At 55.2% G+C, this 24,595-nt stretch carries 27 protein-coding genes; 19 read left to right on the plus strand and 8 right to left on the minus strand.

Annotation, left to right across the window (positions count from 1 at the left end; genetic code table 11):
* The first annotated feature begins 6 nt into the window (after positions 1-6).
* From purF to hisP, 7 genes are all read left to right on the plus strand, one after another.
* Entirely contained in the window at positions 7-1,524 is a 1,518-nt protein-coding gene (gene purF, locus ACOTYB_RS16765) for an amidophosphoribosyltransferase (RefSeq protein ID WP_008502595.1), read from the plus strand.
* Between the two features lie 89 nt (positions 1,525-1,613).
* A complete protein-coding gene (locus tag ACOTYB_RS16770) occupies positions 1,614-2,183 on the plus strand; it encodes a UbiX family flavin prenyltransferase (RefSeq protein ID WP_023314587.1) in 570 nt (189 codons plus the stop codon).
* A gap of 290 nt (positions 2,184-2,473) precedes the next feature.
* On the plus strand, positions 2,474-3,256 hold the full coding sequence (argT, locus tag ACOTYB_RS16775; protein WP_015572255.1) for a lysine/arginine/ornithine ABC transporter substrate-binding protein ArgT: 783 nt from the start codon (positions 2,474-2,476) through the stop codon (positions 3,254-3,256).
* Positions 3,257-3,482: 226 nt separating this feature from the next.
* The gene (gene hisJ, locus ACOTYB_RS16780) at positions 3,483-4,265 is read left to right on the plus strand and encodes a histidine ABC transporter substrate-binding protein HisJ (protein WP_047055389.1); all 783 of its coding nucleotides are present in this window, start codon (positions 3,483-3,485) and stop codon (positions 4,263-4,265) included.
* A gap of 88 nt (positions 4,266-4,353) precedes the next feature.
* Entirely contained in the window at positions 4,354-5,040 is a 687-nt protein-coding gene (locus tag ACOTYB_RS16785; protein ID WP_015572256.1) for a histidine ABC transporter permease HisQ, read from the plus strand.
* On the plus strand, positions 5,037-5,750 hold the full coding sequence (locus ACOTYB_RS16790; RefSeq protein ID WP_003861424.1) for an ABC transporter permease: 714 nt from the start codon (positions 5,037-5,039) through the stop codon (positions 5,748-5,750). Before ACOTYB_RS16785 ends, ACOTYB_RS16790 begins: the two co-directional genes overlap by 4 nt.
* 9 nt (positions 5,751-5,759) lie before the next feature.
* Positions 5,760-6,533, plus strand: coding sequence for a histidine ABC transporter ATP-binding protein HisP (gene hisP / locus ACOTYB_RS16795; RefSeq protein WP_003861426.1), 774 nt, complete (start codon positions 5,760-5,762; stop codon positions 6,531-6,533).
* A gap of 140 nt (positions 6,534-6,673) precedes the next feature.
* Here the strand turns inward: hisP and ACOTYB_RS16800 are convergent, their stop codons facing one another.
* From ACOTYB_RS16800 to yfcG, 4 genes are all read right to left on the minus strand, one after another.
* Entirely contained in the window at positions 6,674-7,174 is a 501-nt protein-coding gene (locus ACOTYB_RS16800) for a GNAT family N-acetyltransferase (protein WP_023325002.1), read from the minus strand.
* Between the two features lie 44 nt (positions 7,175-7,218).
* Positions 7,219-8,112 carry a TIGR01777 family oxidoreductase gene (locus tag ACOTYB_RS16805; RefSeq protein ID WP_421765845.1) on the minus strand — a complete coding sequence of 298 codons (894 nt, stop codon included), beginning with the start codon at positions 8,110-8,112 and terminating at the stop codon, positions 7,219-7,221.
* A 13-nt stretch (positions 8,113-8,125) separates the two neighbouring features.
* Positions 8,126-8,494, minus strand: a complete 369-nt coding sequence (folX, locus tag ACOTYB_RS16810) for a dihydroneopterin triphosphate 2'-epimerase (protein WP_003861432.1) — start codon at positions 8,492-8,494, stop codon at positions 8,126-8,128.
* Positions 8,495-8,569: 75 nt separating this feature from the next.
* Positions 8,570-9,199, minus strand: a complete 630-nt coding sequence (yfcG, locus tag ACOTYB_RS16815) for a GSH-dependent disulfide bond oxidoreductase (protein ID WP_003861434.1) — start codon at positions 9,197-9,199, stop codon at positions 8,570-8,572.
* Positions 9,200-9,339: 140 nt separating this feature from the next.
* Between yfcG and yfcF the strand changes: the two genes are divergently transcribed.
* From yfcF to yfcD, 3 genes are read left to right on the plus strand one after another with little or no spacing between them, the layout of a single operon-like run.
* The gene (yfcF, locus tag ACOTYB_RS16820) at positions 9,340-9,984 is read left to right on the plus strand and encodes a glutathione transferase (protein ID WP_421765846.1); all 645 of its coding nucleotides are present in this window, start codon (positions 9,340-9,342) and stop codon (positions 9,982-9,984) included.
* A 56-nt stretch (positions 9,985-10,040) separates the two neighbouring features.
* On the plus strand, positions 10,041-10,592 hold the full coding sequence (gene yfcE / locus ACOTYB_RS16825) for a phosphodiesterase (RefSeq protein ID WP_017692997.1): 552 nt from the start codon (positions 10,041-10,043) through the stop codon (positions 10,590-10,592).
* Between the two features lie 55 nt (positions 10,593-10,647).
* Positions 10,648-11,214, plus strand: coding sequence for an NUDIX hydrolase YfcD (gene yfcD / locus ACOTYB_RS16830; RefSeq protein WP_003861439.1), 567 nt, complete (start codon positions 10,648-10,650; stop codon positions 11,212-11,214).
* A 3-nt stretch (positions 11,215-11,217) separates the two neighbouring features.
* On the opposite strand, the gene ACOTYB_RS16835 is transcribed toward yfcD, so the two are convergent.
* A complete protein-coding gene (locus ACOTYB_RS16835; RefSeq protein ID WP_003861441.1) occupies positions 11,218-12,237 on the minus strand; it encodes a LacI family DNA-binding transcriptional regulator in 1,020 nt (339 codons plus the stop codon).
* Between the two features lie 236 nt (positions 12,238-12,473).
* Between ACOTYB_RS16835 and ACOTYB_RS16840 the strand changes: the two genes are divergently transcribed.
* The 5 genes from ACOTYB_RS16840 (at position 12,474) to ACOTYB_RS16860 (ending at position 16,455) form a co-directional block, all read left to right on the plus strand.
* The gene (locus tag ACOTYB_RS16840; RefSeq protein WP_022651541.1) at positions 12,474-12,917 is read left to right on the plus strand and encodes a PTS sugar transporter subunit IIA; all 444 of its coding nucleotides are present in this window, start codon (positions 12,474-12,476) and stop codon (positions 12,915-12,917) included.
* A 79-nt stretch (positions 12,918-12,996) separates the two neighbouring features.
* Positions 12,997-13,269 (plus strand): PTS sugar transporter subunit IIB, encoded by a 273-nt coding sequence (locus ACOTYB_RS16845; protein ID WP_003861447.1) that lies wholly within the window; start codon positions 12,997-12,999, stop codon positions 13,267-13,269.
* A gap of 21 nt (positions 13,270-13,290) precedes the next feature.
* The gene (locus tag ACOTYB_RS16850) at positions 13,291-14,682 is read left to right on the plus strand and encodes a PTS ascorbate transporter subunit IIC (protein WP_003861449.1); all 1,392 of its coding nucleotides are present in this window, start codon (positions 13,291-13,293) and stop codon (positions 14,680-14,682) included.
* Positions 14,679-15,509 carry a transketolase gene (locus tag ACOTYB_RS16855; protein ID WP_045343741.1) on the plus strand — a complete coding sequence of 277 codons (831 nt, stop codon included), beginning with the start codon at positions 14,679-14,681 and terminating at the stop codon, positions 15,507-15,509. The genes ACOTYB_RS16850 and ACOTYB_RS16855 overlap by 4 nt, the downstream gene beginning before the upstream one ends.
* Positions 15,502-16,455, plus strand: a complete 954-nt coding sequence (locus ACOTYB_RS16860) for a transketolase family protein (protein WP_003861452.1) — start codon at positions 15,502-15,504, stop codon at positions 16,453-16,455. The genes ACOTYB_RS16855 and ACOTYB_RS16860 overlap by 8 nt, the downstream gene beginning before the upstream one ends.
* Before the next feature lie 107 nt (positions 16,456-16,562).
* On the opposite strand, the gene pta is transcribed toward ACOTYB_RS16860, so the two are convergent.
* Both pta and ackA read right to left on the minus strand, forming a co-directional pair.
* Positions 16,563-18,704, minus strand: a complete 2,142-nt coding sequence (gene pta / locus ACOTYB_RS16865; protein ID WP_022651538.1) for a phosphate acetyltransferase — start codon at positions 18,702-18,704, stop codon at positions 16,563-16,565.
* 75 nt (positions 18,705-18,779) lie between these two features.
* A complete protein-coding gene (gene ackA, locus ACOTYB_RS16870; protein ID WP_015572267.1) occupies positions 18,780-19,982 on the minus strand; it encodes an acetate kinase in 1,203 nt (400 codons plus the stop codon).
* Between the two features lie 337 nt (positions 19,983-20,319).
* Here ackA and yfbV point away from each other — a divergent pair, with 337 nt between their 5' ends.
* The 4 genes from yfbV to ACOTYB_RS16890 all read left to right on the plus strand — a co-directional run bounded on the left by yfbV (position 20,320) and on the right by ACOTYB_RS16890 (position 23,941).
* Positions 20,320-20,775, plus strand: a complete 456-nt coding sequence (yfbV, locus tag ACOTYB_RS16875) for a terminus macrodomain insulation protein YfbV (RefSeq protein WP_059370823.1) — start codon at positions 20,320-20,322, stop codon at positions 20,773-20,775.
* A 92-nt stretch (positions 20,776-20,867) separates the two neighbouring features.
* Positions 20,868-21,362, plus strand: a complete 495-nt coding sequence (locus ACOTYB_RS16880; protein ID WP_220153254.1) for a YfbU family protein — start codon at positions 20,868-20,870, stop codon at positions 21,360-21,362.
* An 11-nt stretch (positions 21,363-21,373) separates the two neighbouring features.
* Positions 21,374-22,033 carry a sugar phosphatase gene (locus tag ACOTYB_RS16885; RefSeq protein WP_003861463.1) on the plus strand — a complete coding sequence of 220 codons (660 nt, stop codon included), beginning with the start codon at positions 21,374-21,376 and terminating at the stop codon, positions 22,031-22,033.
* A 75-nt stretch (positions 22,034-22,108) separates the two neighbouring features.
* Complete coding sequence (locus tag ACOTYB_RS16890) at positions 22,109-23,941, plus strand: SLC13 family permease (RefSeq protein WP_220153253.1); 1,833 nt, start codon at positions 22,109-22,111, stop codon at positions 23,939-23,941.
* 53 nt (positions 23,942-23,994) lie between these two features.
* Here the strand turns inward: ACOTYB_RS16890 and yfbR are convergent, their stop codons facing one another.
* Positions 23,995-24,594, minus strand: a complete 600-nt coding sequence (gene yfbR, locus ACOTYB_RS16895) for a 5'-deoxynucleotidase (RefSeq protein WP_003861468.1) — start codon at positions 24,592-24,594, stop codon at positions 23,995-23,997.
* Position 24,595 lies beyond the last annotated feature (1 nt).

Raw genomic sequence — 24,595 nt, forward strand, 5'->3', positions numbered from 1 at the left:
AGACGAATGTGCGGTATTGTCGGTATCGCCGGTTTCATGCCGGTAAACCAGTCGATTTATGACGCGTTAACGGTGCTTCAGCACCGTGGGCAGGATGCTGCGGGTATCATCACCATTGATGCAAACAACTGCTTCCGTTTACGCAAGGCGAACGGCCTGGTAAACGATGTATTTGAAGCCCGCCATATGCAGCGTCTGCAAGGTAATATGGGGATCGGTCACGTTCGTTATCCTACTGCTGGCAGTTCCAGCGCCTCTGAGGCTCAGCCTTTTTACGTTAACTCCCCGTATGGCATCACGCTTGCCCACAATGGCAATCTGACCAATGCCCACGAGCTGCGTAAAAAGCTGTTTGAAGAGAAACGTCGCCACATTAACACCACCTCTGATTCTGAAATCCTGCTCAATATCTTTGCCAGCGAGCTGGATAACTTCCGCCATTATCCGCTGGAAGCAGACAACATTTTTGCTGCCGTTGCCGCGACTAATCGCCAGATCCGTGGCGCGTATGCTTGCGTGGCGATGATCATCGGTCATGGCATGGTAGCCTTCCGCGATCCAAACGGCATTCGCCCGCTGGTGCTCGGCAAACGTGATCTCGGCGATGGCCGTTCCGAGTACATGGTTGCCTCCGAAAGCGTGGCGCTGGATACTCTGGGCTTCGAATTCCTGCGTGATGTCGCGCCAGGCGAAGCGGTCTACATCACTGAGAAGGGCCAGCTGTTTACCCGTCAGTGCGCCGACAATCCGGTGAGCAACCCGTGCCTGTTCGAATACGTTTACTTCGCGCGTCCGGACTCGTTCATCGACAAGATTTCCGTTTACAGCGCGCGCGTCAATATGGGGACGAAGCTGGGCGAGAAGATTGCCCGCGAGTGGGACGATCTCGACATCGACGTCGTCATCCCAATCCCTGAAACCTCCTGTGATATCGCGCTGGAGATTGCCCGTATTCTGGACAAGCCGTACCGTCAGGGCTTCGTGAAAAACCGCTACGTGGGCCGCACCTTTATCATGCCGGGCCAGCAGCTGCGTCGTAAGTCAGTACGTCGTAAGCTGAACGCTAACCGCGCCGAGTTCCGCGACAAGAACGTGCTGCTGGTGGACGACTCTATTGTGCGCGGCACGACGTCTGAGCAGATCATCGAGATGGCGCGTGAGGCCGGGGCGAAGAAAGTGTATCTTGCCTCCGCAGCGCCGGAAATTCGTTTCCCGAACGTGTATGGCATTGATATGCCAACCGCTAACGAGCTGATTGCTCACGGTCGTGAAGTAGACGAAATCCGGCAGATCATCGGTGCCGACGGTCTGATTTTCCAGGATCTGAACGATCTGATCGACGCGGTGCGCGCCGAGAACCCGGATATTCAGCAGTTCGAATGCTCGGTATTCAATGGGATCTACGTGACGAAAGACGTTGACCAGCAGTATCTCGACTATCTGGATTCTCTGCGTAACGACGATGCGAAAGCCGTCCAGCTGCAAAACGATCTCGAAAGCTTAGAGATGCACAACGAAGGTTGATGCGTATGCAGGTGAGGGCGCTCGCCCTCACTTGCAACTCCCCGTAAAATCCTGCACAGTCTGCCCTGAAATCAGCAAGGGCGAAAATCATGAAACGACTCATTGTAGGGATCAGCGGTGCCAGCGGCGCGATTTATGGCGTCCGGTTGTTACAGGTGCTGCGTGACGTTGCAGGCGTAGAAACCCATCTGGTGATGAGCCAGGCGGCGCGTCAGACCCTCTCTCTTGAAACCGATCTCTCTCTGCGCGACGTTCAGGCCCTGTCTGACGTTGTCCACGATGCCCGCGATATCGCCGCCAGCATCTCTTCGGGCTCGTTTAAAACGGCCGGCATGGTTATTTTGCCCTGTTCGATTAAAACCCTTTCCGGCATTGTAAACAGCTATACCGACACGCTGGTGACGCGTGCAGCGGATGTGGTGCTGAAAGAGCGTCGTCCTCTGGTGCTCTGCGTGCGGGAAACGCCGCTGCACCTGGGACATCTGCGTTTAATGACGCAGGCAGCCGAACTGGGGGCCGTGATTATGCCGCCGGTCCCCGCGTTCTATCATCGTCCGCAAACGCTGGATGATGTCATCAACCAGACCGTTAACCGCGTGCTGGATCAGTTCGATATCGACCTGCCGGAAGATCTCTTTACCCGCTGGCAGGGGGCGTGAATCTGTGCACAAACAAGGTGCATGAAAAGACAATTTGCCCTGTTTCAGGGCAAAACTGCAACCGCGATCATATCCTCGACATTTAATTCGCTTTTTCCTTTTTTCTCTTTCCGGTTCGTTCGGCAGACCTGCTATCTTTCACCATTAAGGCAGTATCGCAACGTTTTATTAACATATTTAACGTCGTAGTTTTATCCCGACGACAATGTGGCATAAGACCTGCAAGAGCAGCCTGCAACACAACACACAAAATAAACCATAATAAAATCACGGTTCTTGAGGGTAAATGTATGAAGAAGACGGTTCTGGCTCTGTCTTTGCTCGTGGGCTTGAGTGCGGCAGCAAGTAGCTATGCAGCGCTTCCACAGACAGTTCGTATCGGTACAGACGCAACCTACGCGCCATTCTCCTCCAAGGATGCGAAAGGCGACTTCGTGGGGTTTGATATCGATCTGGGAAATGAGATGTGCAAACGCATGGAAGTGAAATGCACATGGGTGGGCAGTGACTTTGACGCGCTGATCCCGTCGCTGAAAGCCAAGAAAATTGATGCCATTATCTCTTCTCTCTCCATCACGGAAAAACGTCAGCAGGAGATTGCCTTCTCTGAGAAGCTCTACGCTGCCGACTCACGTCTGATTGCCGCGAAAGGCTCGCCAATCCAGCCGACCATCGACTCGCTGAAAGGCAAACATGTTGGCGTGCTTCAGGGCTCGACCCAGGAAGGTTACGCCAATGCTAACTGGCGCGAGAAGGGCGTCGATGTGGTGGCTTACCAGAACCAGGATCTGATCTACTCTGACCTGGCGGCAGGCCGTCTGGATGCGGCGTTTCAGGATGAAGTCGCCGCGAGCGAAGGCTTCCTGAAACAGCCTGCGGGTAAAGAGTACGCCTTTGCCGGCCCGTCGGTAAAAGACAAAAAATACTTTGGCGACGGTACCGGTATTGGCCTGCGTAAGGATGATACCGAGCTGAAAGCCGCCTTCGACAAAGCGTTTAATGAGCTGCGTAAAGACGGTACCTACGACAAACTGGCGAAGAAATACTTCGATTTCAACGTCTACGGTGATTAATGCCTGAAATAGATGCACTGAAGTGGTGCATCTCTGCGGGGTTATGTTCCAGCATGGTGCAACGCATGCACCATGCTGGATCGCTGTGTGCATAGTTAACCATTTATAATGCAAAAATTCCCGTACAAAGGCATTAATCTTTGCCTGAATGAGGGGATTAATGGCACATTAACAACACCCCGTCGTCGTAAAAATCTCGTATTAAGACAGTTTGTTGAGGACAGATATGAAAAAACTGGTGTTGACACTTTCTCTGGTACTGGCTTTTTCCAGCGCCACCGCGGCATTCGCAGCAATTCCGCAGAAAATTCGTATTGGAACTGACCCTACCTATGCACCTTTCGAATCGAAGAATGCGAAGGGGGAACTGGTTGGTTTTGACATCGATCTGGCTAACGAGCTGTGCAAACGCATTAAAGCGCAATGTACCTACGTTGAAAACCCGCTGGATGCGCTGATCCCGTCTCTGAAAGCGAAGAAAATTGACGTGATCATGTCCTCCCTGTCCATCACAGAAAAACGTCAGCAGGAGATTGCCTTCACGGACAAACTCTACGCGGCGGACTCACGTCTGGTGGTGGCGAAATCCTCTGACATTCAGCCAACCCTTGAATCTCTGAAAGGCAAACGCGTGGGCGTGTTGCAGGGTACTACGCAGGAAACCTACGGCAACGAGCACTGGGCGCCAAAGGGGATTGAAATTGTCTCTTACCAGGGCCAGGAAAACATCTACGCAGACCTGACGGCAGGCCGCATTGATGCAGCATTCCAGGATGAAGTGGCGGCAAGCGAAGGCTTCCTGAAACAGCCTGTGGGTAAAGATTACAAGTTCGGCGGTCCGTCCATTAAGGACGAAAAACTCTTTGGCGTTGGCACCGGTATGGGCCTGCGTAAAGAAGACAACGAACTGCGTGAAGCCCTGAACAAAGCGTTCGCCGAGATGCGCGCGGACGGCACCTACGACAAGCTGGCGAAAAAGTACTTCGATTTTAATGTTTACGGCGGCTAATCGCCCCGTCTGATAACGTGCGGCCCCTCCCATTCCGGGAGGGGAAAAGACACGGTTCCACCACTCACGAGACGACAGGGCACGCGGTATGCTGTACGGATTTTCTGGCGTTATTTTACAGGGCGCGCTTGTCACCCTTGAGCTGGCTATCAGCTCCGTGGTGCTGGCGGTGCTGATAGGCCTGGCGGGCGCGGGGGCAAAATTATCCGCCAACAGACCGCTGGCGCTGATATTTGAAGGCTATACCACGCTGATTCGCGGCGTGCCTGACCTGGTGCTGATGCTGCTGATCTTTTACGGCCTGCAAATCGCACTTAACGGCGTAACGGATGCCATCGGCATGGAGCAGATCGATATCGACCCGATGGTGGCCGGTATTATTACCCTTGGTTTTATCTACGGTGCCTATTTCACTGAGACTTTCCGCGGCGCTTACATGGCCGTGCCGAAAGGGCATATTGAAGCGGCGACCGCCTACGGTTTTACCTCCTCACAAACGTTTCGCCGGATCATGTTCCCGGCCATGATGCGCTACGCGCTGCCGGGCATCGGGAACAACTGGCAGGTTATTCTCAAGGCAACGGCGCTGGTCTCCCTGCTGGGTCTGGAAGATGTGGTGAAGGCCACGCAGCTGGCAGGTAAAAGCACCTGGGAACCGTTCTATTTTGCGGTGGTTTGCGGCGTAATCTATCTGGTCTTTACGACCGTCTCCAATGGTGTGCTGCTTCTGCTCGAACGTCGCTACTCCGTGGGTGTGAAGAGGGCTGACCTGTGATTGAGATTATTCAGGAGTACTGGAAATCCCTGCTTTGGACAGATGGCTACCGCTTTACTGGCGTGGCGATCACGCTGTGGCTGCTGATCTCCTCGGTGGTAATGGGCGGCATTCTGGCGGTGTTTCTCGCCATTGGCCGCGTGTCGAACAATAAATTTATTCAGTTCCCTATCTGGCTGTTCACCTACGTGTTTCGCGGTACGCCGCTGTACGTACAGCTGCTGGTGTTCTATTCCGGGATGTACACGCTGGAGATCGTGAAAGGCACCGAGATGCTGAACGCGTTCTTCCGCAGCGGTCTGAACTGTACGGTGCTGGCACTGACCCTCAATACCTGCGCCTATACCACCGAGATCTTCGCCGGGGCCATCCGTTCTGTGCCGCACGGTGAGATCGAGGCGGCGCGCGCGTACGGCTTCTCGTCCGTGAAGCTCTACCGTTGTATTATTCTGCCTTCGGCGCTGCGTATTGCGCTGCCGGCGTACAGCAACGAAGTGATTTTAATGCTGCATTCGACGGCACTGGCGTTTACCGCCACGGTACCGGATCTGTTAAAGATTGCCCGCGATATTAACTCTGCCACCTACCAGCCGTTTACGGCGTTTGGCATTGCAGCAGTGCTCTATTTGATCATTTCTTACGTCCTGATCAGCCTGTTCCGTAAGGCTGAAAAACGCTGGTTGCAGCATATAAAACCGTCGACGCACTGAGAATTTATGATGGCTGAGAACAAATTAAACGTAATTGATTTGCACAAGCGCTACGGCGAACATGAAGTGCTGAAAGGGGTGTCGCTGGAGGCTAACGCGGGCGACGTGATCAGTATTATCGGCTCATCAGGTTCGGGTAAAAGTACCTTCCTGCGCTGCATCAACTTCCTCGAAAAGCCGAGCGAAGGGTCGATTGTGGTGAGCGGACAGAACATCAACATGGTCCGTGATAAAGACGGCCAGCTTAAAGTGGCGGATAAAAACCAGCTGCGCCTGCTGCGTACACGCCTGACGATGGTGTTCCAGCACTTCAACCTCTGGAGCCACATGACGGTGCTGGAGAACGTGATGGAAGCGCCGGTTCAGGTGCTCGGCTTAAGCAAGCAGGAAGCCCGCGAGCGTGCGGTCAAATACCTGGCGAAAGTGGGTATCGACGAGCGGCAGCAGATCAAATATCCGGTGCACCTGTCAGGGGGACAGCAGCAGCGTGTTTCCATCGCCCGTGCGCTGGCGATGGAGCCGGAAGTGTTGCTGTTTGACGAACCGACTTCCGCGCTGGATCCTGAACTCGTTGGCGAAGTGCTGCGCATCATGCAGAAGCTGGCGGAAGAGGGCAAAACGATGGTGGTGGTGACGCACGAGATGGGCTTCGCCCGTAACGTTTCTAACCACGTTATCTTCCTGCATCAGGGCAAGATAGAAGAGCAGGGGCATCCGGACGAAGTGCTGGCGAACCCGCAAAGCCCGCGTTTGCAGCAGTTCCTGAAAGGCTCGTTGAAGTAGGTTTGGCCTTTCTCCCTCTCCCTGTGGGAGAGGGCCGGGGTGGGGGCATCAGGCCGCAGAGCCGCCCAATTGCCCGGTGGCGCTTCGCTTACCGGGCCTACAAAAACCGTAGGCCGGGCAAACGCAGTGCCGCCCGGCATTCAACACTCGAGCCGATACACCCAGTCGTCATACCGTACGCCGTTAATCTCGTACGCCTTCTCCAGCACCTGCGTGCGCACAAAACCCGCTTTCTCAAGGACCCGCACCGACCCGACGTTATCCGCCAGCACGTACGCGTTTATCGCCTTCACGCCCGTCTGGTTAAATGCATACTCACACACCGCGCGCAGCGCTTCGCTGGCAATGCCTTTTCCCTGCGCGGCAGGCACAACCGTGTAGCCAATATCCGCCTCTTCACGGTTCGCCGCACTGATTTGCAGGCCGATATCCCCGAGCGGCGTAACGTCGTTATGCAGACGGATCACAAAGACATGCTCCGCCATCAGGCGTGCGGCAAATACGCGGCGCGTCTCTTTTTCCGGTGTAATAGCGGCCATATAGCGCATGATGGCGGGGTCTTCGCGCAGAGAGCGGAAGAATGCCCAGTCAGAAGGTTCGAAAGGGGTGAGGTTAAGCCGGGTTGTGGTGATGGTTGCCATAGTTACGCCATATCATCCAGACATGGCGTATAACTCTAACATATTCACTGCACCACATCCCCCAGCGCCTCTTCCAGGTCATACCAGCGGAACGTAAACCCGGCCGCTTCCAGCCGTTTTGGCAGCGCGCGCTGCCCGCCCAGTACCAGCACCGAAGACTCACCCATCAGCAGACGAATCGCCGTCGCAGGCACGCGCAGCACCGCCGGGCGATGCAGGGTATGACCCAGGGCATGAGCAAATTGTTCATTACGTACCGGATACGGAGACACCATGTTAAACGGCCCGCGCAGGTCGTTATCCAGCAGCCAGAGAATACCGTTGACCATATCGTCGATATGGATCCACGCCAGATACTGACGACCGTTTCCGATGGGCCCGCCAAGCCCCATTTTAAACGGCGGCAACATTTTACCGAGAATACCGCCTTTCGGAGCAAGCACCACGCCGGTGCGCAGCAGGCAGACGCGGGTGTTATCGCTCTGCGCCCCGCAGGCGATACGCTCCCATTGGGCGCAGAGTTTATGGGTAAACTCGTTGTGCGGCGGCTCTTCTTCGGTCACCACCACTTCACCAAGATCGCCATAGTAGCCTGTAGCAGAGCCTGAAATCAGCACCGAGGGCGGCGTCTCGCTGTTGCGAATCAGCTCAACCAGCCTTTCGGTCATATTCCAGCGACTGCTGCATAAACGCTGTTTTTGCTCTTCGGTCCAGCGTTTATCGGCGATTGGTTCGCCTGCAAGGTTGATGACGGCGTCAAAGCCGTTCAGATCCTGCCTTTCCGCCAGGCCTTTCCAGATCTCAACGCCGGTGCCCAGCACCTGGCGCGCTTTCTCCGGGCTGCGCGTGACCACGGTAATGTCGTGATGCAACGCCTGCAAACGTGGAATGAGATGGCGACCAATCAGGCCCGTACCGCCGGTGAGCAGGATCTTCATACAACCTCCAGGTTTACGCCTGGCGCTGCCAGCTTAACGTCATGGAGACGGAGTCGGCGTAGCGCAGGGCGTGAAGTTTATCGATCTCCACTTCAGCATAAGTGACCCAGTGGTGTTCGCGTGCGATGTCGAGCACATCCTGAGTTAATTTTTCCAGTAGCGCAAAACGGTTGTTCTCAACGTACTGGATGATGCTTTTGGTGATCGTGCGATAGTTCAACGCGTCATTGATGTCTTCGCTGGCGCGCGCCTTGTCTGCCGGATAGTGGATCACTACATTCACCACGATATCCTGGCGATTCGCGATCTCCTCCTCTTTGATACCAATGAAAGTGCGTAAGCGTAAGTTTTTTATACGAATAATAGCGTCATGCTGGGACATTGCAGGTCTTCTCCGTGTCAGTATTTTCACCTCATCATACATGAGGAGAACACCTGCACCCAACGGGGCGCAGGATCAAATCTGATGGATTTTTTGCATGGCGCGTTCGGTGGCCGGGCGGGTCCGGATGCGCTCAAACCAGTTGTTCACCGCCGGATAAGTGGCCAGGTCGATCCGGTGGCGTTCATGGGTGTTGATCCACGGCCAGCAGGCGATATCTGCGATGCTGTAATGCTCACCTCCCAGCCACGGTGATTTTTCCAGCCGACGGTTCAGTACCCCGTACAGGCGCTGGGTTTCGACCTGATATCGCTCAATGGCGTAAGGGATCGTCTGCGGCGCATAGGCCGTAAAGTGGTGATTCTGCCCCAGCATCGGCCCGAGGCCGCTCGACTGCCAGAATAACCATTGCAGCGTGTGATGACGCTCGCGCAACTCACCGCTCAGGAGCTTGCCGGTTTTCTCTGCCAGATAGAGCAAAATCTCTCCGGACTCAAACAGGCTTAACGGTTTGCCGCCGTCAGAGGGCAGGTTATCAATGATGGCCGGAATTTTATTGTTGGGCGAGATGGCCAGAAAAACGGGGCGGAACTGGTCACCTTTACTGATATCCACGCGAATGATCCGGTAGTCCACTTCGGCTTCTTCAAGAAAGAGTGTGATCTTATGGCCATTAGGGGTGGGGGCATAATAGAGATCTATCATTCTCAACTCCTGTCAGTGCGAATAGTGTTGCCATGAAAAATCAGTATAGGTGCTTGTTGTAAATCGTGAGTTTTCATCAAGTGACAGCGAGGCAAAGAGATTATATGTTGAGTGAAAACCGATCAGCCGAAGAGGATGTTATGAGCCAGCCTGTAATAACGTTGTGGTCCGATGCGAACTTTTTTTCTCCTTATGTCATGAGCGTTTATGTGGCGCTGGCAGAAAAGGGGCTTACTTTTACTCTGAAAACCGTTGACCTGGACAGCGGCGAACACCTGAAGCCTCAGTGGCAGGGCTACGCGCTCACTCGCCGAGTCCCTGTGCTGGAGATCGACGGTTTTGAGTTGAGTGAATCTTCGGCGATTGACGAGTACCTTGAGGACCGCTTTGCCCCGCCTGAGTGGGAACGCATCTATCCTCACGATCTGCAAAAGCGCGCCCGCGCCCGCAAGATCCAGGCGTGGCTGCGTAGCGACCTGGTGCCGATTCGCACAGAACGCTCTACGGACGTGGTGTTCGCTGGCGTCAAAAAGCCCGCCCTCAGTGAGGAAGGCTTATCCAGCGCCCGGAAGCTGATCGAAACTGCGTCATCGCTGCTGGCGCAGGGTAACCCCAACCTGTTTGGCGAGTGGTGTATTGCCGACACCGATCTGGCGCTGATGCTCAATCGCTTGATCCTCAATGGCGATGACGTCCCGCAGCTGCTGGTGGATTACGCCACATTCCAGTGGCAACGCGCGTCGGTACAGCGCTATCTGGCACTCTCTGCTAAGCGCGTGGGCTGATAAGACGGGACGCTTGAGGTATGATAGGGGCAGTCTGTATTCCCGAGGAGTAACTGATGAAACTGATGTTTGCGTCGGATATTCATGGATCGCTGCCCGCGACCGAACGCGTGCTTTCTCTGTTCGCCCAAAGCGGGGCGCAATGGCTGGTGATCCTGGGCGATGTGTTAAATCACGGCCCACGCAATGCGTTGCCGGAAGGCTATGCTCCCGCGCAGGTGGCGGAAAAACTTAATCATTTTGCCTCGCGCATTATCGCCGTTCGCGGCAACTGTGACAGTGAAGTTGACCAGATGCTGCTGCATTTTCCCATTACCGCTCCCTGGCAACAGGTGTTGATGGAAAACAGCCGTTTGTTCCTGACCCACGGGCACCTGTTCGGCCCGGATAACCTGCCGTCACTCGCCGCTGGCGATGTCCTGGTTTATGGTCATACTCATATTCCGGTGGCGGAAAAGCGCGGGGCGTTTTATCACTTTAACCCCGGGTCTGTCAGCATTCCTAAAGGCGGCAACCCGGCAAGCTACGGCATGTATGAAGACGGGACATTAAGCGTTATCGCACTTAATGATCAGCAAGTTATTGCGCAGATAGCGATTAATCCGTAAGTTACACCACAACTGCAAACGCGCCGAAAGAGCGCTTAGACGAGAAGGTTTCCCGATGGTGGAGCAGAATCATTTGGCAAGTACTGAATGGGTTGACATTGTCAGCGAAGAAAATGAAGTGATCGCGCAGGCCAGCCGCGAACAAATGCGTGCGGAGCGTCTGCGTCACCGCGCGACGTACATCGTTGTTCATGACGGCATGGGCAAGATTCTGGTCCAGCGTCGCACCGACACCAAAGATTTTCTTCCTGGTATGCTGGATGCCACAGCGGGTGGCGTCGTGCAGGCCGATGAAGTGCTGCTGGATTCCGCGCGTCGTGAAGCGGAAGAAGAGTTAGGTATCGCTGGCGTGCCGTTTGCCGAGCACGGCCAGTTTTATTTTGAAGATGAGCATTGTCGCGTCTGGGGCGGGCTGTTTAGCTGCGTTTCCCATGGGCCTTTCGCCTTGCAGGAAGAGGAAGTGAGCGAAGTCAGCTGGATGACGCCGGAAGAGATCACCGCGCGTTGCGACGAATTCACGCCGGATTCCCTTAAAGCACTGGCGCTGTGGATGACCCGCAACGCCAAAAACGAATCCGCTAAACCGGAAAATAAGGCGGAAAAAGAGGAAGAGGCTGAGTAAGCCTTAACAGCTTTCCCGCAGACACAGGCTGGACGCGATGGGTTTATGGTCGCGCCAGTCTCCGTCATTAAGACGTTCCAGTAACGCTTTCCCGGCTTCAATCCCAATCTTGCGATGCGGTACTGCCATCGTCGTCAGCGGCGGCTGACAGACGCGGCTGACGTCGCTGTCGCCAAAACCTACGACCGCTAAATCGTCCGGCACCTTGATGCGCCGACGCTGGCACTCATATAGCGCGCCGCAGGCCAGTTCATCTGATACGCACACCAGCGCATCCAGCTCCGGCCACGCCAGCAGGAACTCTGGCAATTGTGCCGCGCCGGTGGAGAAGTTCGGCGGCATGGCGGCATTAATCACTCTGTTCGGCGCCAGGTGGTGGCGCAGCATCGCCTTGTACCAGCCCTGCAAATGCTGCTGAAAAATCCACTGTTCCTGGTTAGCGCACAGCAGGCCGATATTCTGGTAGCCGCGCTGAATCACCATCTCGGTAAGTTCATACATGGCGGCGACGTTATCAATCCCGATATTCATATCAATCGGATCGGCACGCATTGCACCCATTTCCATCACCGGGATAGAGGCGTTTTTTAGCCAGTGTCGCACGGTATCGGAGTGCTCGACGCTGAGCAGTATCGCCGCGGCGATGTTCGAGGCCAACAGCGTTTCAAGCAGTTTCTCTTCCTGTTCAAGACGATGCTGAGATTCCGCCAGCATGATCTGATATCCGGCTGGCTGGAGCACCTGCTGTAGCCCGGCGAACATCTCGGAACAGCCAGCTTCGGAAAGATTGGGTACAACCATCGCAATCGTCCATGACGATGCCGATGCCAGTGCGCTGGCGGCAAGATTGGGCATGTATCCCAGCTCCTGCACCGCGGCTTCAATTTTTTCACGCAGTTTATCGGAAACCTGTTCGGGCGTGCGGAGGGCACGGGAAACAGTCATCGTGCCTACGCCGGCAAGCTGCGCGACATCCGCGAGCGTTACTTTTCCGGTACTGCGCCGTTTTCGGGTTAAAGACATACATCTTCCTGCTGACAGGACGCGATTCAGTTTCATCCTTCATTTTACGTGACAGGCAGTATACGCCTTAAATCCATTTTTTTGCTGTGATTTCGCACCATGATAGTAATTTGATAGCGCTATCACAGTTCTGCATGTTAGTTGTTGGTAGCGCTATCTTTGTGATCGCGATCGCAGTCATTAATTGATGGGTTGAATAGAGTTTGCCCATGTCTGGTCTTTAGCGGGAGTGAAAAATGCTCAAAAAATGGATATATGATACAACCATCATCCTACAGGATAGCGTTGAAAGCTGGCCCCAGGCGCTGGAACTGTGCGCGAAACCGCTGCTGGATTTGCAGGTCATTGCGCCGGAATATGTCACGGCTATCATCGAGCAGCATCACACGTTAGGTCCCTACTATGTGCTGGCTCCAGGGCTGGCAATGCCCCATGCGCGACCGGAAGAAGGGGCGAAAGGACTTGGCCTGTCATTATTAAAACTGAAACAGGGTGTCTCTTTTGGTGCCGGTGAGTTTGACCCCGTCGATGTGATTGTGATGCTGGCGGCGCCGGACAAGCATAGCCATATCGAAATGATCTCAGCCTTAGCGGAATTATTTTCCAGCGACGAAGATATGGCTGAATTACATCGGGCGAATACGCTGGAGGAGATAAAAACCATCATCGATCGCTTCTGATTTAATTATTTAATCCGATTCATCTCAACATTACGCATCAGCGTGATGGGGCGTACTCTACTCAAAAAAGGGGATAACAATGAAAATCATGGCTATTTGCGGCTCCGGCCTGGGCAGCAGTTTTATGGTCGAAATGAATATTAAAAAGGTGCTCAAAAAACTGGAAATTGAGGCCGAGGTTGAACACTCCGATCTCTCCTCGGCTACGCCGGGCGCGGCGGACCTGTTTGTAATGGCGAAAGACATTGCCGCCAGCGCCAGCGTGCCGGAAAGCCAGCTGGTGGTGATCAACAATATCATCGATATTAACGAACTCGAAGCGCAGTTGCGCGCCTGGTTCGAAAGACAATAATCCTGATAAGGCGAGGTGGATATGTTTATCCTTGAAACGCTGAACTTCGTTGTTGATATTTTAAAAGTCCCTTCAGTGCTGGTCGGTTTAATTGCCCTGATTGGTCTTGTGGCGCAGAAAAAAGCCTTTTCGGATGTGGTAAAAGGCACAATTAAAACCATTCTCGGCTTTATTGTACTGGGCGGCGGCGCAACCGTGCTGGTGGGCTCATTAAATCCGCTCGGCGGTATGTTTGAGCACGCCTTTAATATTCAGGGCATTATTCCCAACAATGAAGCTATTGTGTCGATTGCCCTGGAAAAATATGGCGCTTCCACCGCGCTCATTATGGCCTTCGGGATGGTGGCGAATATTATTGTTGCGCGCTTTACCCGCCTGAAATACATCTTCCTCACCGGGCATCACACCTTCTACATGGCATGCATGATTGGCGTGATCCTGACGGTTGCAGGCTTCGAGGGGGTCGGGCTGGTCTTTACCGGCTCGTTGATCCTCGGCCTGATTATGGCCTTCTTCCCGGCGATTGCGCAGCGCTATATGAAGCGTATTACCGGCAACGATGAGATCGCCTTCGGTCATTTCGGCACGCTGGGCTACGTGCTGTCCGGCTGGATTGGCAGCAAGGTCGGTAAAGGTTCGCGCTCCACCGAAGAGATGAACCTGCCGAAGAACCTTAGCTTCCTGCGTGACAGTTCAATCTCCATCTCCCTGACCATGATGATTATCTACCTGATCATGGCGGTGAGCGCCGGACGTGAGTACGTGGAGGCCACCTTCAGCGGCGGCCAAAACTACCTGGTGTACGCCATCATTATGGCCATCACCTTCGCGGCAGGCGTGTTCATCATCTTGCAGGGCGTGCGCCTGATTCTGGCGGAAATCGTCCCGGCCTTTACTGGCTTCTCGGAAAAACTGGTGCCCAATGCGCGGCCTGCGCTGGACTGTCCGGTAGTCTACCCGTATGCGCCAAACGCGGTGCTGATTGGCTTCCTGTTTAGTTTCGTCGGCGGGATTGTGGGCTTGTTCATCTGCGGTCAGTTTAGCTGGGTGCTGATCCTGCCGGGCGTCGTGCCGCATTTCTTCACCGGTGCAACGGCGGGCGTGTTTGGTAACGCCACCGGTGGACGCCGCGGGGCAATGATTGGCGCCTTTGCTAATGGCCTGCTGATCACCTTCCTCCCGGTCCTGCTGCTGCCTGTTCTGGGCGCAATTGGCTTTGCGAATACGACCTTCTCGGACGCTGATTTTGGTGCGGTCGGGATTGTGCTGGGCAACCTGGCGCGCTTCCTGTCGCCGTTTGCCATCACCGGACTGGTTGTTGTGTTGTTCGCGCTGCTGGTGGCCTACAACGTCTTCGCTAAAAACAAACCTGCCAGCGGTAACGCGCAGGAAAACCCCGGAGCCAAATCATGAATGAGAATGAAATAACCGAACTGGCGCGTCAGATTCGCCTTGAGACGCTGAAATCCCTTACGCAGCTGGGTTTTGGGCACTACGGCGGCAGCATGTCAGTCGTTGAAACGCTGGCGGTGCTGTACGGCGCGGTGATGAAAATTGACCCGGCCGATCCGGACTGGCCAGAGCGCGATTACTTTGTGCTGTCGAAAGGCCATGCGGGCCCGGCGCTGTACAGCACGCTGGCGATTAAGGGCTACTTCCCGATTGAAGAGCTGCGCACGCTGAACCAGAACGGGACGCGTCTGCCAAGTCACCCGGATCGCCTGAAAACACGCGGCGTGGATGCCACCACCGGATCACTGGGGCAGGGGATCTCCATCGCTGGCGGCATGGCGCTGTCGCACAAGCTGGCAGGAAGGCCAAACCGGGTGTTCTGCATCGTCGGTGACGGGGAGCTGAACGAAGGACAGTGCTGGGAAGCCTTCCAGTTTATTGCTCACCATCGACTGAACAACCTGACGGTATTCGTGGACTGGAACAAACAGCAGCTCGACGGCGAGCTGGACGAAATCATCAGCGCCTTCGACCTGGAAGGCAAATTCCGCGCCTTTGGTTTTGACGTGGTAACGGTGAAAGGGGATGACATTCCGGCGCTGCTGGAGGTGACCGCGCCGATCGCTGCGGCCGATGCGCGTCCGCGGGTGGTGATCCTCGACAGCATCAAAGGGCAGGGGGTGCCATACCTGGAACAGCTCAGCAACTCGCATCACCTGCGATTAACTGAGGAGAGCAAAGCGGCGCTCAACGAGACGATTCGCCAACTGGAGGCTTCACATGATTAAGGTTGCACCGACAGGACAGAAAGATGCCGTTGAGATGCGTAAGGTCTACGCGGGTTTTGTGGCAAAACAGATTGAGGCCGGGAGCGAGATTATTGCGCTCGAAGCGGATCTGATGAGTTCGATGGCGATGGACGGCGTAGCGCGTGATTATCCACAGCACGTCATCAACTGCGGCATTATGGAGGCTAACGTGATTGGGACGGCCGCCGGGCTGTCGCTCACCGGACGTAAGCCGTTCGTCCATACCTTTACCGCCTTTGCCAGCCGTCGCTGCTTCGACCAGCTGTTTATGTCCCTGGACTACCAGCGCAATAACGTGAAGGTGATTGCCTCGGATGCGGGCGTGACGGCCTGCCACAACGGCGGGACGCATATGTCGTTCGAGGACATGGGCATCGTGCGCGGTCTGGCGCATTCAGTGGTGCTGGAGGTGACCGATGCGGTGATGTTCGAAGATGTGCTGCGTCAGCTTATCGACCTGGAAGGCTTCTACTGGGTGAGGACCATCCGTAAACAGGCCCCGAGCGTGTATGCCCCGGGGTCAACCTTCACCATCGGCAAGGGCAACGTGCTGCGCGAGGGAACCGATATTACCTTGATTGCTAACGGCATTATGGTGGCGGAAGCGCTGGAGGCGGCGCGCCAGCTGGAGCAGGAGGGGGTAAGCGCAGCGGTCATCGACATGTTTACCCTGAAGCCTATCGATCGGATGCTGGTGAAAAACTATGCCGAGAAAACCGGGCGTATTGTGACCTGCGAAAACCACAGCATTCACAACGGGCTGGGGTCGGCGGTGGCGGAAGTGCTGGTGGAAACCTGTCCGGTGCCCCTGCGTCGGGTGGGGGTGAAGGAACGATATGGTCAGGTGGGCACGCAGGACTTCTTGCAAAAGGAGTATGGCCTGACGGCACATGACATTGTGTCGGCGGCGCGGGAGCTGTTGTAATAAAAAAAGGCGACCGTGTGGTCGCCTTTTTGTTGCCCGGTGGCGCTGGCGCTTACCGGGCCTACGGTCCTGTAGGCCGGATAAGCGAAGCGCCATCCGGCAAAACATTACTGCTGCTGCGAAGACTGGATCGCCGTCAGCGCGATGGTGTAGACGATATCGTCTACCAGCGCACCACGGGACAGGTCGTTCACAGGTTTGCGCATGCCTTGCAGCATTGGCCCGATGGAGATCAGGTCTGCTGAACGCTGTACCGCTTTATAGGTGGTGTTACCGGTGTTCAGATCCGGGAAGATGAACACGGTAGCGCGACCTGCAACCGGCGAGTTCGGCGCTTTGGATTTCGCCACGTCAGCCATTACCGCGGCATCGTACTGGAGCGGGCCGTCGATCATCAGATCCGGACGTTTTTCCTGCGCAATGCGGGTCGCTTCACGGACTTTCTCTACGTCACTACCTGCACCAGAGGTACCGGTGGAGTAGGAGAGCATCGCGACGCGCGGTTCGATACCGAAGGCAATCGCGGAGTCCGCAGACTGGATAGCGATTTCTGCCAGCTGCTCTGCGGTTGGATCCGGGTTGATCGCGCAGTCGCCGTAAACATAAACCTGTTCAGGCAGCAGCATGAAGAACACGGAGGAGACCAGAGAGCTGCCCGGTGCGGTTTTGATCAACTGCAACGGTGGACGGATGGTGTTCGCGGTGGTGTGAACCGCACCGGAAACCAGACCGTCAACTTCGTCCTGCTCCAGCATCAGCGTACCCAGCACGACGTTGTCTTCCAGCTGCTCGCGCGCAACGGCTTCGGTCATGCCCTTGTTCTTACGCAGTTCAACCAGGCGAGCAACGTAGCTTTCGCGAACCACTTCCGGGTCAACGATCTCAATGCCAGCGCCCAGCTCAACGCCCTGAGACGCCGCAACGCGGTTGATCTCATCCGGGTTACCCAGCAGCACACAGGTCGCGATACCGCGTTCTGCACAGATGGCTGCCGCTTTAACGGTACGTGGTTCGTCGCCTTCTGGCAGAACCACGCGTTTGCCCGCTTTACGCGCCAGCTCGGTCAGCTGGTAACGGAAGGCTGGAGGAGACAGACGACGGCTGCGCTCGGAGGTCGCCGTCAGGGATTCGATCCAGTCCGCATTGATGTAGCCCGCAACGTATTCCTGAACTTTCTCGATACGCTCGTGGTCATCAACCGGCACTTCGAGGTTGAAGCTTTGCAGGCTCAGGGAGGTCTGCCAGGTGTTGGTGTTCACCATGAAGACTGGCAGGCCAGTGGCGAACGCACGTTCGCACAGCTTGCTGATACGCGCGTCCATTTCATAGCCGCCGGTCAGCAGAATTGCACCGATTTCCACGCCGTTCATCGCAGCCAGGCACGCTGCAACCAGCACGTCTGGACGGTCAGCAGAGGTCACCAGCAGTGAACCTGCGCGGAAGTGTTCCAGCATGTGTGGAATGCTACGTGCGCAGAAGGTTACGGACTTCACGCGGCGGGTGTTGATATCGCCTTCGTTGATCACGGTGGCGTTCAGGTGACGCGCCATATCGATTGCACGGGTGGCAATCAGATCGAAGCTCCATGGCACCGCGCCCAGAACAGGCAGCGGGCTGGAATCCTGCAACTTAGCCGGGTCAACTTTAATGACTTTCGCTTTGGAGGAGTCGTCAAAAATTTCGGACAGGTCAGGACGCGTACGGCCCTGCTCATCTACTGGCGCGTTCAGCTTGTTAACAATCACGCCGGTGATGCTGGTGTTTTTCGCACCGCCGAAGCTGCTGCGCGTCAGTTCGATACGCTCTTTCAGCTGCTCTGGGGTATCCGTGCCCTGAGACATCACAAAAACGATCTCTGCGTTCAGGGTTTTCGCGATTTCAAAGTTCAGAGATTGGGCAAACTGGTGTTTACGGGTCGGGACCAGGCCTTCAACCAGCACCACTTCCGCGTCCTGCGCGTTTGCGTGGTAGTTGGCAATGATCTCTTCCATCAGCACGTCTTTCTGGTTGCTGGAGAGCAGAGATTCAACGTGGCTCATCTTCAGCGGTTCAGCCGCTGGCAGATTGGAGTTCTTGCGAACGATGGTGGTGGTCTGGTCTGGCGCATCGCCACCGGCACGTGGCTGGGCGATAGGCTTAAAGACGCTCAGACGAACGCCTTTGCGTTCCATAGCGCGGATCACGCCGAGGCTGACGCTGGTCAGGCCGACGCTGGTTCCGGTAGGGATCAGCATAATAGTACGGGACACGGTTTATCCTCTTTCGTTACCGCCGCGTTGGGCGGGTTACAAAACAGCACCGCCAGCATTGCTGGCGGTGTGGAATCAGGCAGTCAGGCGGTGTGCGTCTTGCGCGATGACCAGCTCTTCGTTAGTTGGAATAACGATAGCAGGGCGGGTGCCTTCTTTGTTGATGAAGCCAGACTTGCCGAAGCGGGCAGCCAGGTTACGCTCATGATCAACTTCGAAGCCCAGAACGCCCAGTTTGCCCAGGGACAGTTCACGTACCATTGCCGCGTTCTCACCGATACCACCGGTGAAGATAACAGCATCCAGACGGCCTTCCATCAGCGCGGTGTAAGAACCGATGTACTTCGCCAGGCGGTGGCAATAAACGTCCATTGCACGTTTAGCGTCAGCTTTTTCTGCGTAGTTGTCTTCAACGTAACGGCAGTCGCTGGTGACCTCGGTCAGGCCCAGCAGGCCAGACTCTTTGGTCAGCATTTTGTTGATGTCGTCAACGCTCATGCCCAGGGTGTCGTGCAGGTGGAAGATGATCGCCGGGTCGATATCACCGGAACGGGTACCCATCACCAGACCTTCCAGCGGGGTCAGACCCATAGAGGTGTCAACACACTTACCGTTGCGGATAGCGGAAACAGAACCACCGTTGCCCAGGTGGCAGGTGATAATGTTGACTTCTTCAACCGGCTTGTTCAGCACTTTTGCGGCTTCCTGAGTCACATAGAAGTGGCTGGTACCGTGAGCGCCGTAACGACGGACGCCGTGCTCTTTGTACAGGCTGTATGGCAGGGCATAGAGGTAAGACTCTTCCGGCATGGTCTGATGGAACGCAGTATCAAACACGGCGACGTTTTTGTCTTTCAGACTCGGGAAGGATTTCAGTGCTTCAGCGATACCGATCAGGTGAGCCGGGTTATGCAGCGGTGCGAAAGACGCAGAGTCTTTGATACCCTGAATCACGGAGTCGTCGATTACCACGGAACTGGTGTATTTTTCGCCGCCGTGGACGATACGGTGACCAATTGCGGTCAGCTGAGCAGACAGTTCTGGTTTTTGTGCCAGAATAGTGTTAACGATAAAGTTCAGCGCTTCACTGTGAGCGGCGCCTGCACCTAAAGCCGCTTCTTGTTTGCTGCCGTCCATCTTCCACTTGATACGTGCTTCAGGCAGATGGAAACATTCGGCCAAACCAGAGAGGTACTCGTCACCGTTGAGCGCATCGATGATGGCGAATTTCAGTGAGGAGCTACCGCAGTTCAGAACCAGTACTAACTTACTCGACATGGAAGTACCTATTATTGATACGTGGCTAAAAAAACGTCAGTGAGTCTAAAAGCGTAACGCATGCTGACCCAGACATTTATGATTAACATCATGCCAAACGAACATTCTGGCAGGATGAAAGAAATACCTATGATTTTAAGCCATTTTGAACATTTTTCAGACAATGGCATAATATGCGATAATTTGACGAGTTAACGCTTATCGTCTACGGCCCTATCAGGCTGGCACAGGATACCCGATACGGGGTAGCGATGACAAAATATTTTGAACGTTGTCATAGCCTGTTGTGGTTTTGCACGAAAATTTTAATTTTTATATGTGAAGTTGAGGTACAGCCATGTCGACACCCGAAATCCCGTCCGTGAACTTTTTTAGTCTGTTTCGTCGGGGACAGCATTACGCAAAGACATGGCCGATGGAAAAGCGCCTCGCGCCCATGTTTATTGAAAATCGCACTATTCGCGCCACGCGCTATGCGATTCGCTTTATGCCCCCGATTGCCGTTTTTACCCTGTGCTGGCAGATAGCGTTAGGTGGACAGCTTGGCCCTGCCGTCGCGACGGCGCTCTTTGCGTTAAGCCTGCCGATGCAGGGGCTATGGTGGTTAGGTAAACGTTCCGTCACGCCACTTCCGCCTTCTATTTTACACTGGTTTTATGAAGTGCGTGGAAAACTGGAAGAGGCTGGCCAGGCGCTGGCACCGGTTGAGGGTAAGCCGGACTATCAGGCGCTGGCGGATATCCTCAAGCGTGCGTTTAAACAGCTTGATAAAACATTCCTCGATGACTTGTGATTGATCATCGAAACGACGACCAAAAGAAGGCACAGTAACAATCAGTTACCGTGTCTTTTTTTTACAGTGCAATGCGCTACAGGAGTCGAAAGATGGAAATGACCCATGCTCAACGTCTGATTTTGTCTAACCAGTACAAGATGATGACTATGCTTGATCCCGATAACGCTGCGCGCTACAGCCGCCTGCAAACCATTGTTGAACGTGGTTTTGGCTTGCAGATGCGCGAACTGGATCGCGAATTTGGCGAACTGAAAGAGGAAACCTGCCGTATCGTTATCGACATCATGGAGATGTACCATGCGCTGCATGTGTCCTGGACCAATCTGAAGGACCAGCAGACCATTGACGAGCGCCGCGTGACGTTCCTGGGCTTTGATGCTGCGACGGAAGCGCGCTATCTGAGCTATGTACGCTTTATGGTGAATACCGAAGGGCGCTACACCCATTTTGATGCGGGTACGCACGGCTTCAACGCCCAGACCCCGATGTGGGATAAGTATCAACGTATGCTGAGCACGTGGCACGCCTGTCCGCGTCAGTACCATTTAAGCAGCAACGAAATTCAACAAATCATTAATGCCTGACGGAGGTGCGTGTGCAGTGTAAAGGTTTTCTGTTTGATCTGGACGGTACGCTGGTGGATTCGCTGCCGGTGGTGGAGCGCTCGTGGTGCCACTGGGCCGACCGGCACGGCATTGACCATCAGGACGTACTGAATTTCATCCATGGCAAACAGGCCATTACCTCATTGCGGCACTTCCTGGCGGGACGTTCTGAGGAAGAGATTCAGGCGGAGTTCCGCTATCTTGAGCAGATTGAAGCTACCGATACCGAGGGTATCACCGCGCTGCCCGGTGCGCGTGAACTGCTTGAGCACCTGAATGAAGCGCAGATCCCGTGGGCTATCGTCACCTCCGGCTCGGTTCCCGTCGCGCATGCACGCCATAAGGCGGCAGGTTTGCCGACGCCGGACGTCTTCATTACCGCTGAGCGCGTGAAGCGCGGCAAGCCTGAACCGGATGCGTTCCTGCTCGGCGCTGAACTGCTCGGCCTTGCGCCAGCAGAGTGCGTGGTGGTGGAAGACGCGGCGGCAGGCGTGCTGGCCGGGCTGAACGCCGGCAGCCACGTCATTGCCGTTAACGTCCCGGCGGGTTCCCCCCGGCTGGAGGAGGCGGATTTCGTGCTTAACACCCTGACCGCCATCGACGTCTCGAAGGCGTCAGACGGAGTTGTAACCGTCTCGCTAAAAATGTAATCCCATGATATAGCCCCGCATTACCGGGGCTTTTTTATGGCAGAATTGCTTCTCCTCCACTGACAAGGACATGTTGTGAACGGTGAACTGATTTGGGTCCTGAGCCTGCTGTTAATCGCCATCATTCTTTTTGCCACGGGCAAGGTGCGCATGGATGCCGTCGCCCTGTTTGTGATTGTCGCATTCGTTCTAAGCGGTACCCTTTCCCTGCCGGAAGCCTTTTCCGGGTTTAGCGATCCCAACGTTATTTTGATTGCCGCTCTGTTTATTATTGGCGACGGGCTGGTCCGCACCGGCGTGGCGACGATGATGGGGTCGTGGCTGGTGAAAGTGGCGGGCAGCAGCGAAACCAAAATGCTGATTTACCTGATGCTGACGGTCGCCGGGCTGGGCGCGTTTATGAGCTCTACGGGCGTCGTGGCCATCTTTATTCCGGTCGTGCTGAGCGTCTGCATGAGGATGCAGATCTCCCCGTCGCGGCTGATGATGCCGTTGAGCTTCGCCGGGCTCATCAGCGGCATGATGACGCTGGTCGCGACGCCGCCGAACCTCGTCGTGAACAGCGAACTGATCCGTGAGGGGCTTGAGGGGTTTAGCTTTTTCAGCGTTACGCCGATCGGGCTGGTGGTACTGGTGATGGGCATTATCTATATGCTATTGACCCGTTTTGCGCTGAAAGGGGAGAAGCAGGATAAAGCCAAAGAGGGCTGGAAGCGGCGCTCTTTCCGCGATCTGATTAAAGAGTATCGTCTGACCGGGCGTGCCCGACGTCTGGCTATCCGCCCGGGGTCGCCTATGGTGGGGCAGCGGCTGGATGACCTTAAGCTACGCGAACGCTATGGCGCGAACGTCATCGGGGTTGAGCGCTGGCGTCGTTTTCGTCGGGTGATCGTTAACGTGAACGGGGTGTCAGAGTTTCGCGCGCGTGACGTCCTGCTGATTGATATGTCCACCGCGGACGTGGATCTGCGGGAGTTTTGTAGCGAGCAGCTGCTGGAGCCGATGGTCCTGCGCGGCGAGTATTTCTCTGACCAGGCGCTGGATGTGGGAATGGCCGAGGTGTCGCTGATCCCGGCATCGGAGTTATTGGGCAAAACCGTGCGTGAAATCGGCTTTCGTACCCGCTATGGCCTCAACGTGGTAGGCCTGAAGCGCGATGGCGTAGCCCTTGAAGGGGCGGTGGTGGATGAGCCGATCCTGCTGGGGGATATCTTCCTCGTGGTCGGCAACTGGAAACTGATTAGTCAGCTCGGGCAGAAAGGCCGCGATTTCGTGGTGCTAAATATGCCGATTGAAGAGAGCGATGCATCACCGGCGCACAGCCAGGCGCCCCATGCGATTTTTTGCCTGGTATTGATGGTTGCCCTGATGCTGACGGACGAGATCCCTAACCCGGTGGCGGCGATAATCGCCTGTCTGTTAATGGGCAAATTCCGCTGTATCGACGCCGAAAGCGCTTACAAAGCGATTCACTGGCCGAGCATCATTCTCATCGTCGGGATGATGCCCTTCGCCCTGGCGCTACAGAAAACCGGCGGGGTGGATTTGATCGTAAAAGGCTTAATGGACGCGGGCGGGGGATATGGTCCGTACCTGATGATGGTTTGCCTGTTCGTCATGTGCGCCACCATTGGTTTGTTCATCTCCAATACCGCAACGGCGGTGCTGATGGCGCCCATTGCGCTGGCGATGGCAAAATCGATGGGCGTTTCGCCGTATCCGTTTGCGATGATGGTTGCGATGGCGGCGTCCGCGGCATTTATGACGCCGGTCTCTTCCCCGGTCAATACGCTGGTGCTGGGGCCCGGGAATTATAGGTTCAGTGATTTCGTGAAGCTGGGTGTGCCGTTCACCGTGCTGGTAATGCTGGTATGCGTGGTGTTAATTCCGGTGTTATTCCCGTTTTAGCGTGAGTGCAGAAACGTAGGCCGGGTAAGGCGGAGCCGCCACCCGGCAAAAAACTACAGCGGCGAATCCTGGCTAATCTCATCCAGTGACAAATGGAAGCTCGGCACAAACACGCGCATAAAGTAGTCCATCTCTTCGCTGCGACGAGATTCCAGCGTTTTTTCCAGACGCGTTTTTGCCAGTAAAAATTCGTTATTCCCGGCGGACAGCTCTTCCAGACACTTCAGGTAGGCGCACAGCGCATCGGCCTGCTTAACCAGGGATTTCTCCTCTTCCGTATACTGATGCTCGTCGATGAGCGGCCCGAAGATATCGCGCAGCTCTTCAGGCACCATGTCGATCAGCTTCTGCTGGGCAATCTTCTCAATAGCTTTATATTCCTGGGCAATCTGCGAGTTGAAATATTTCACCGGCGTAGGCAGATCCCCGGTCAGCACTTCCGATGCATCGTGGTACATCGCCAGCAGGGCGATACGTTCGGCATTCACCTGCCCGTTGAATTTGCGGTTTTTAATCGCGGCCAGCGCGTGCGCGACCATAGCAACCTGTAAACTGTGCTCAGACACATTTTCAGTGCGCACGTTGCGCATCAGCGGCCAGCGGTTGATGAGTTTCAGGCGGGAGAGGTGGGCAAAGAAATGACTCTGACTCATA

This window comes from Enterobacter cloacae complex sp. IR5450, from assembly GCF_049238665.1.
Taxonomy (GTDB): domain Bacteria; phylum Pseudomonadota; class Gammaproteobacteria; order Enterobacterales; family Enterobacteriaceae; genus Enterobacter; species Enterobacter hormaechei_C.

Excerpts from the sequence above, each read along its gene's own strand:
- hisP (WP_003861426.1), top strand. The coding sequence starts at position 5,760 with ATGGCTGAGAACAAATTAAACGTAATTGATTTGCACAAGCGCTACGGC.
- ACOTYB_RS16855 (WP_045343741.1), top strand. The coding sequence starts at position 14,679 with ATGAATGAGAATGAAATAACCGAACTGGCGCGTCAGATTCGCCTTGAG.
- ACOTYB_RS16785 (WP_015572256.1), top strand. The coding sequence starts at position 4,354 with ATGCTGTACGGATTTTCTGGCGTTATTTTACAGGGCGCGCTTGTCACC.
- ACOTYB_RS16860 (WP_003861452.1), top strand. The coding sequence starts at position 15,502 with ATGATTAAGGTTGCACCGACAGGACAGAAAGATGCCGTTGAGATGCGT.
- ACOTYB_RS16845 (WP_003861447.1), top strand. The coding sequence starts at position 12,997 with ATGAAAATCATGGCTATTTGCGGCTCCGGCCTGGGCAGCAGTTTTATG.
- ACOTYB_RS16805 (WP_421765845.1), bottom strand. The coding sequence starts at position 8,112 with ATGAAGATCCTGCTCACCGGCGGTACGGGCCTGATTGGTCGCCATCTC.
- folX (WP_003861432.1), bottom strand. The coding sequence starts at position 8,494 with ATGTCCCAGCATGACGCTATTATTCGTATAAAAAACTTACGCTTACGC.
- yfcE (WP_017692997.1), top strand. The coding sequence starts at position 10,041 with ATGAAACTGATGTTTGCGTCGGATATTCATGGATCGCTGCCCGCGACC.
- ACOTYB_RS16835 (WP_003861441.1), bottom strand. The coding sequence starts at position 12,237 with ATGTCTTTAACCCGAAAACGGCGCAGTACCGGAAAAGTAACGCTCGCG.
- hisJ (WP_047055389.1), top strand. The coding sequence starts at position 3,483 with ATGAAAAAACTGGTGTTGACACTTTCTCTGGTACTGGCTTTTTCCAGC.
- ACOTYB_RS16850 (WP_003861449.1), top strand. The coding sequence starts at position 13,291 with ATGTTTATCCTTGAAACGCTGAACTTCGTTGTTGATATTTTAAAAGTC.
- ACOTYB_RS16770 (WP_023314587.1), top strand. The coding sequence starts at position 1,614 with ATGAAACGACTCATTGTAGGGATCAGCGGTGCCAGCGGCGCGATTTAT.
- ackA (WP_015572267.1), bottom strand. The coding sequence starts at position 19,982 with ATGTCGAGTAAGTTAGTACTGGTTCTGAACTGCGGTAGCTCCTCACTG.
- yfcG (WP_003861434.1), bottom strand. The coding sequence starts at position 9,199 with ATGATAGATCTCTATTATGCCCCCACCCCTAATGGCCATAAGATCACA.
- ACOTYB_RS16800 (WP_023325002.1), bottom strand. The coding sequence starts at position 7,174 with ATGGCAACCATCACCACAACCCGGCTTAACCTCACCCCTTTCGAACCT.
- yfbR (WP_003861468.1), bottom strand. The coding sequence starts at position 24,594 with ATGAGTCAGAGTCATTTCTTTGCCCACCTCTCCCGCCTGAAACTCATC.
- purF (WP_008502595.1), top strand. The coding sequence starts at position 7 with ATGTGCGGTATTGTCGGTATCGCCGGTTTCATGCCGGTAAACCAGTCG.
- ACOTYB_RS16880 (WP_220153254.1), top strand. The coding sequence starts at position 20,868 with ATGGAAATGACCCATGCTCAACGTCTGATTTTGTCTAACCAGTACAAG.
- yfbV (WP_059370823.1), top strand. The coding sequence starts at position 20,320 with ATGTCGACACCCGAAATCCCGTCCGTGAACTTTTTTAGTCTGTTTCGT.
- ACOTYB_RS16840 (WP_022651541.1), top strand. The coding sequence starts at position 12,474 with ATGCTCAAAAAATGGATATATGATACAACCATCATCCTACAGGATAGC.
- argT (WP_015572255.1), top strand. The coding sequence starts at position 2,474 with ATGAAGAAGACGGTTCTGGCTCTGTCTTTGCTCGTGGGCTTGAGTGCG.
- yfcF (WP_421765846.1), top strand. The coding sequence starts at position 9,340 with ATGAGCCAGCCTGTAATAACGTTGTGGTCCGATGCGAACTTTTTTTCT.
- yfcD (WP_003861439.1), top strand. The coding sequence starts at position 10,648 with ATGGTGGAGCAGAATCATTTGGCAAGTACTGAATGGGTTGACATTGTC.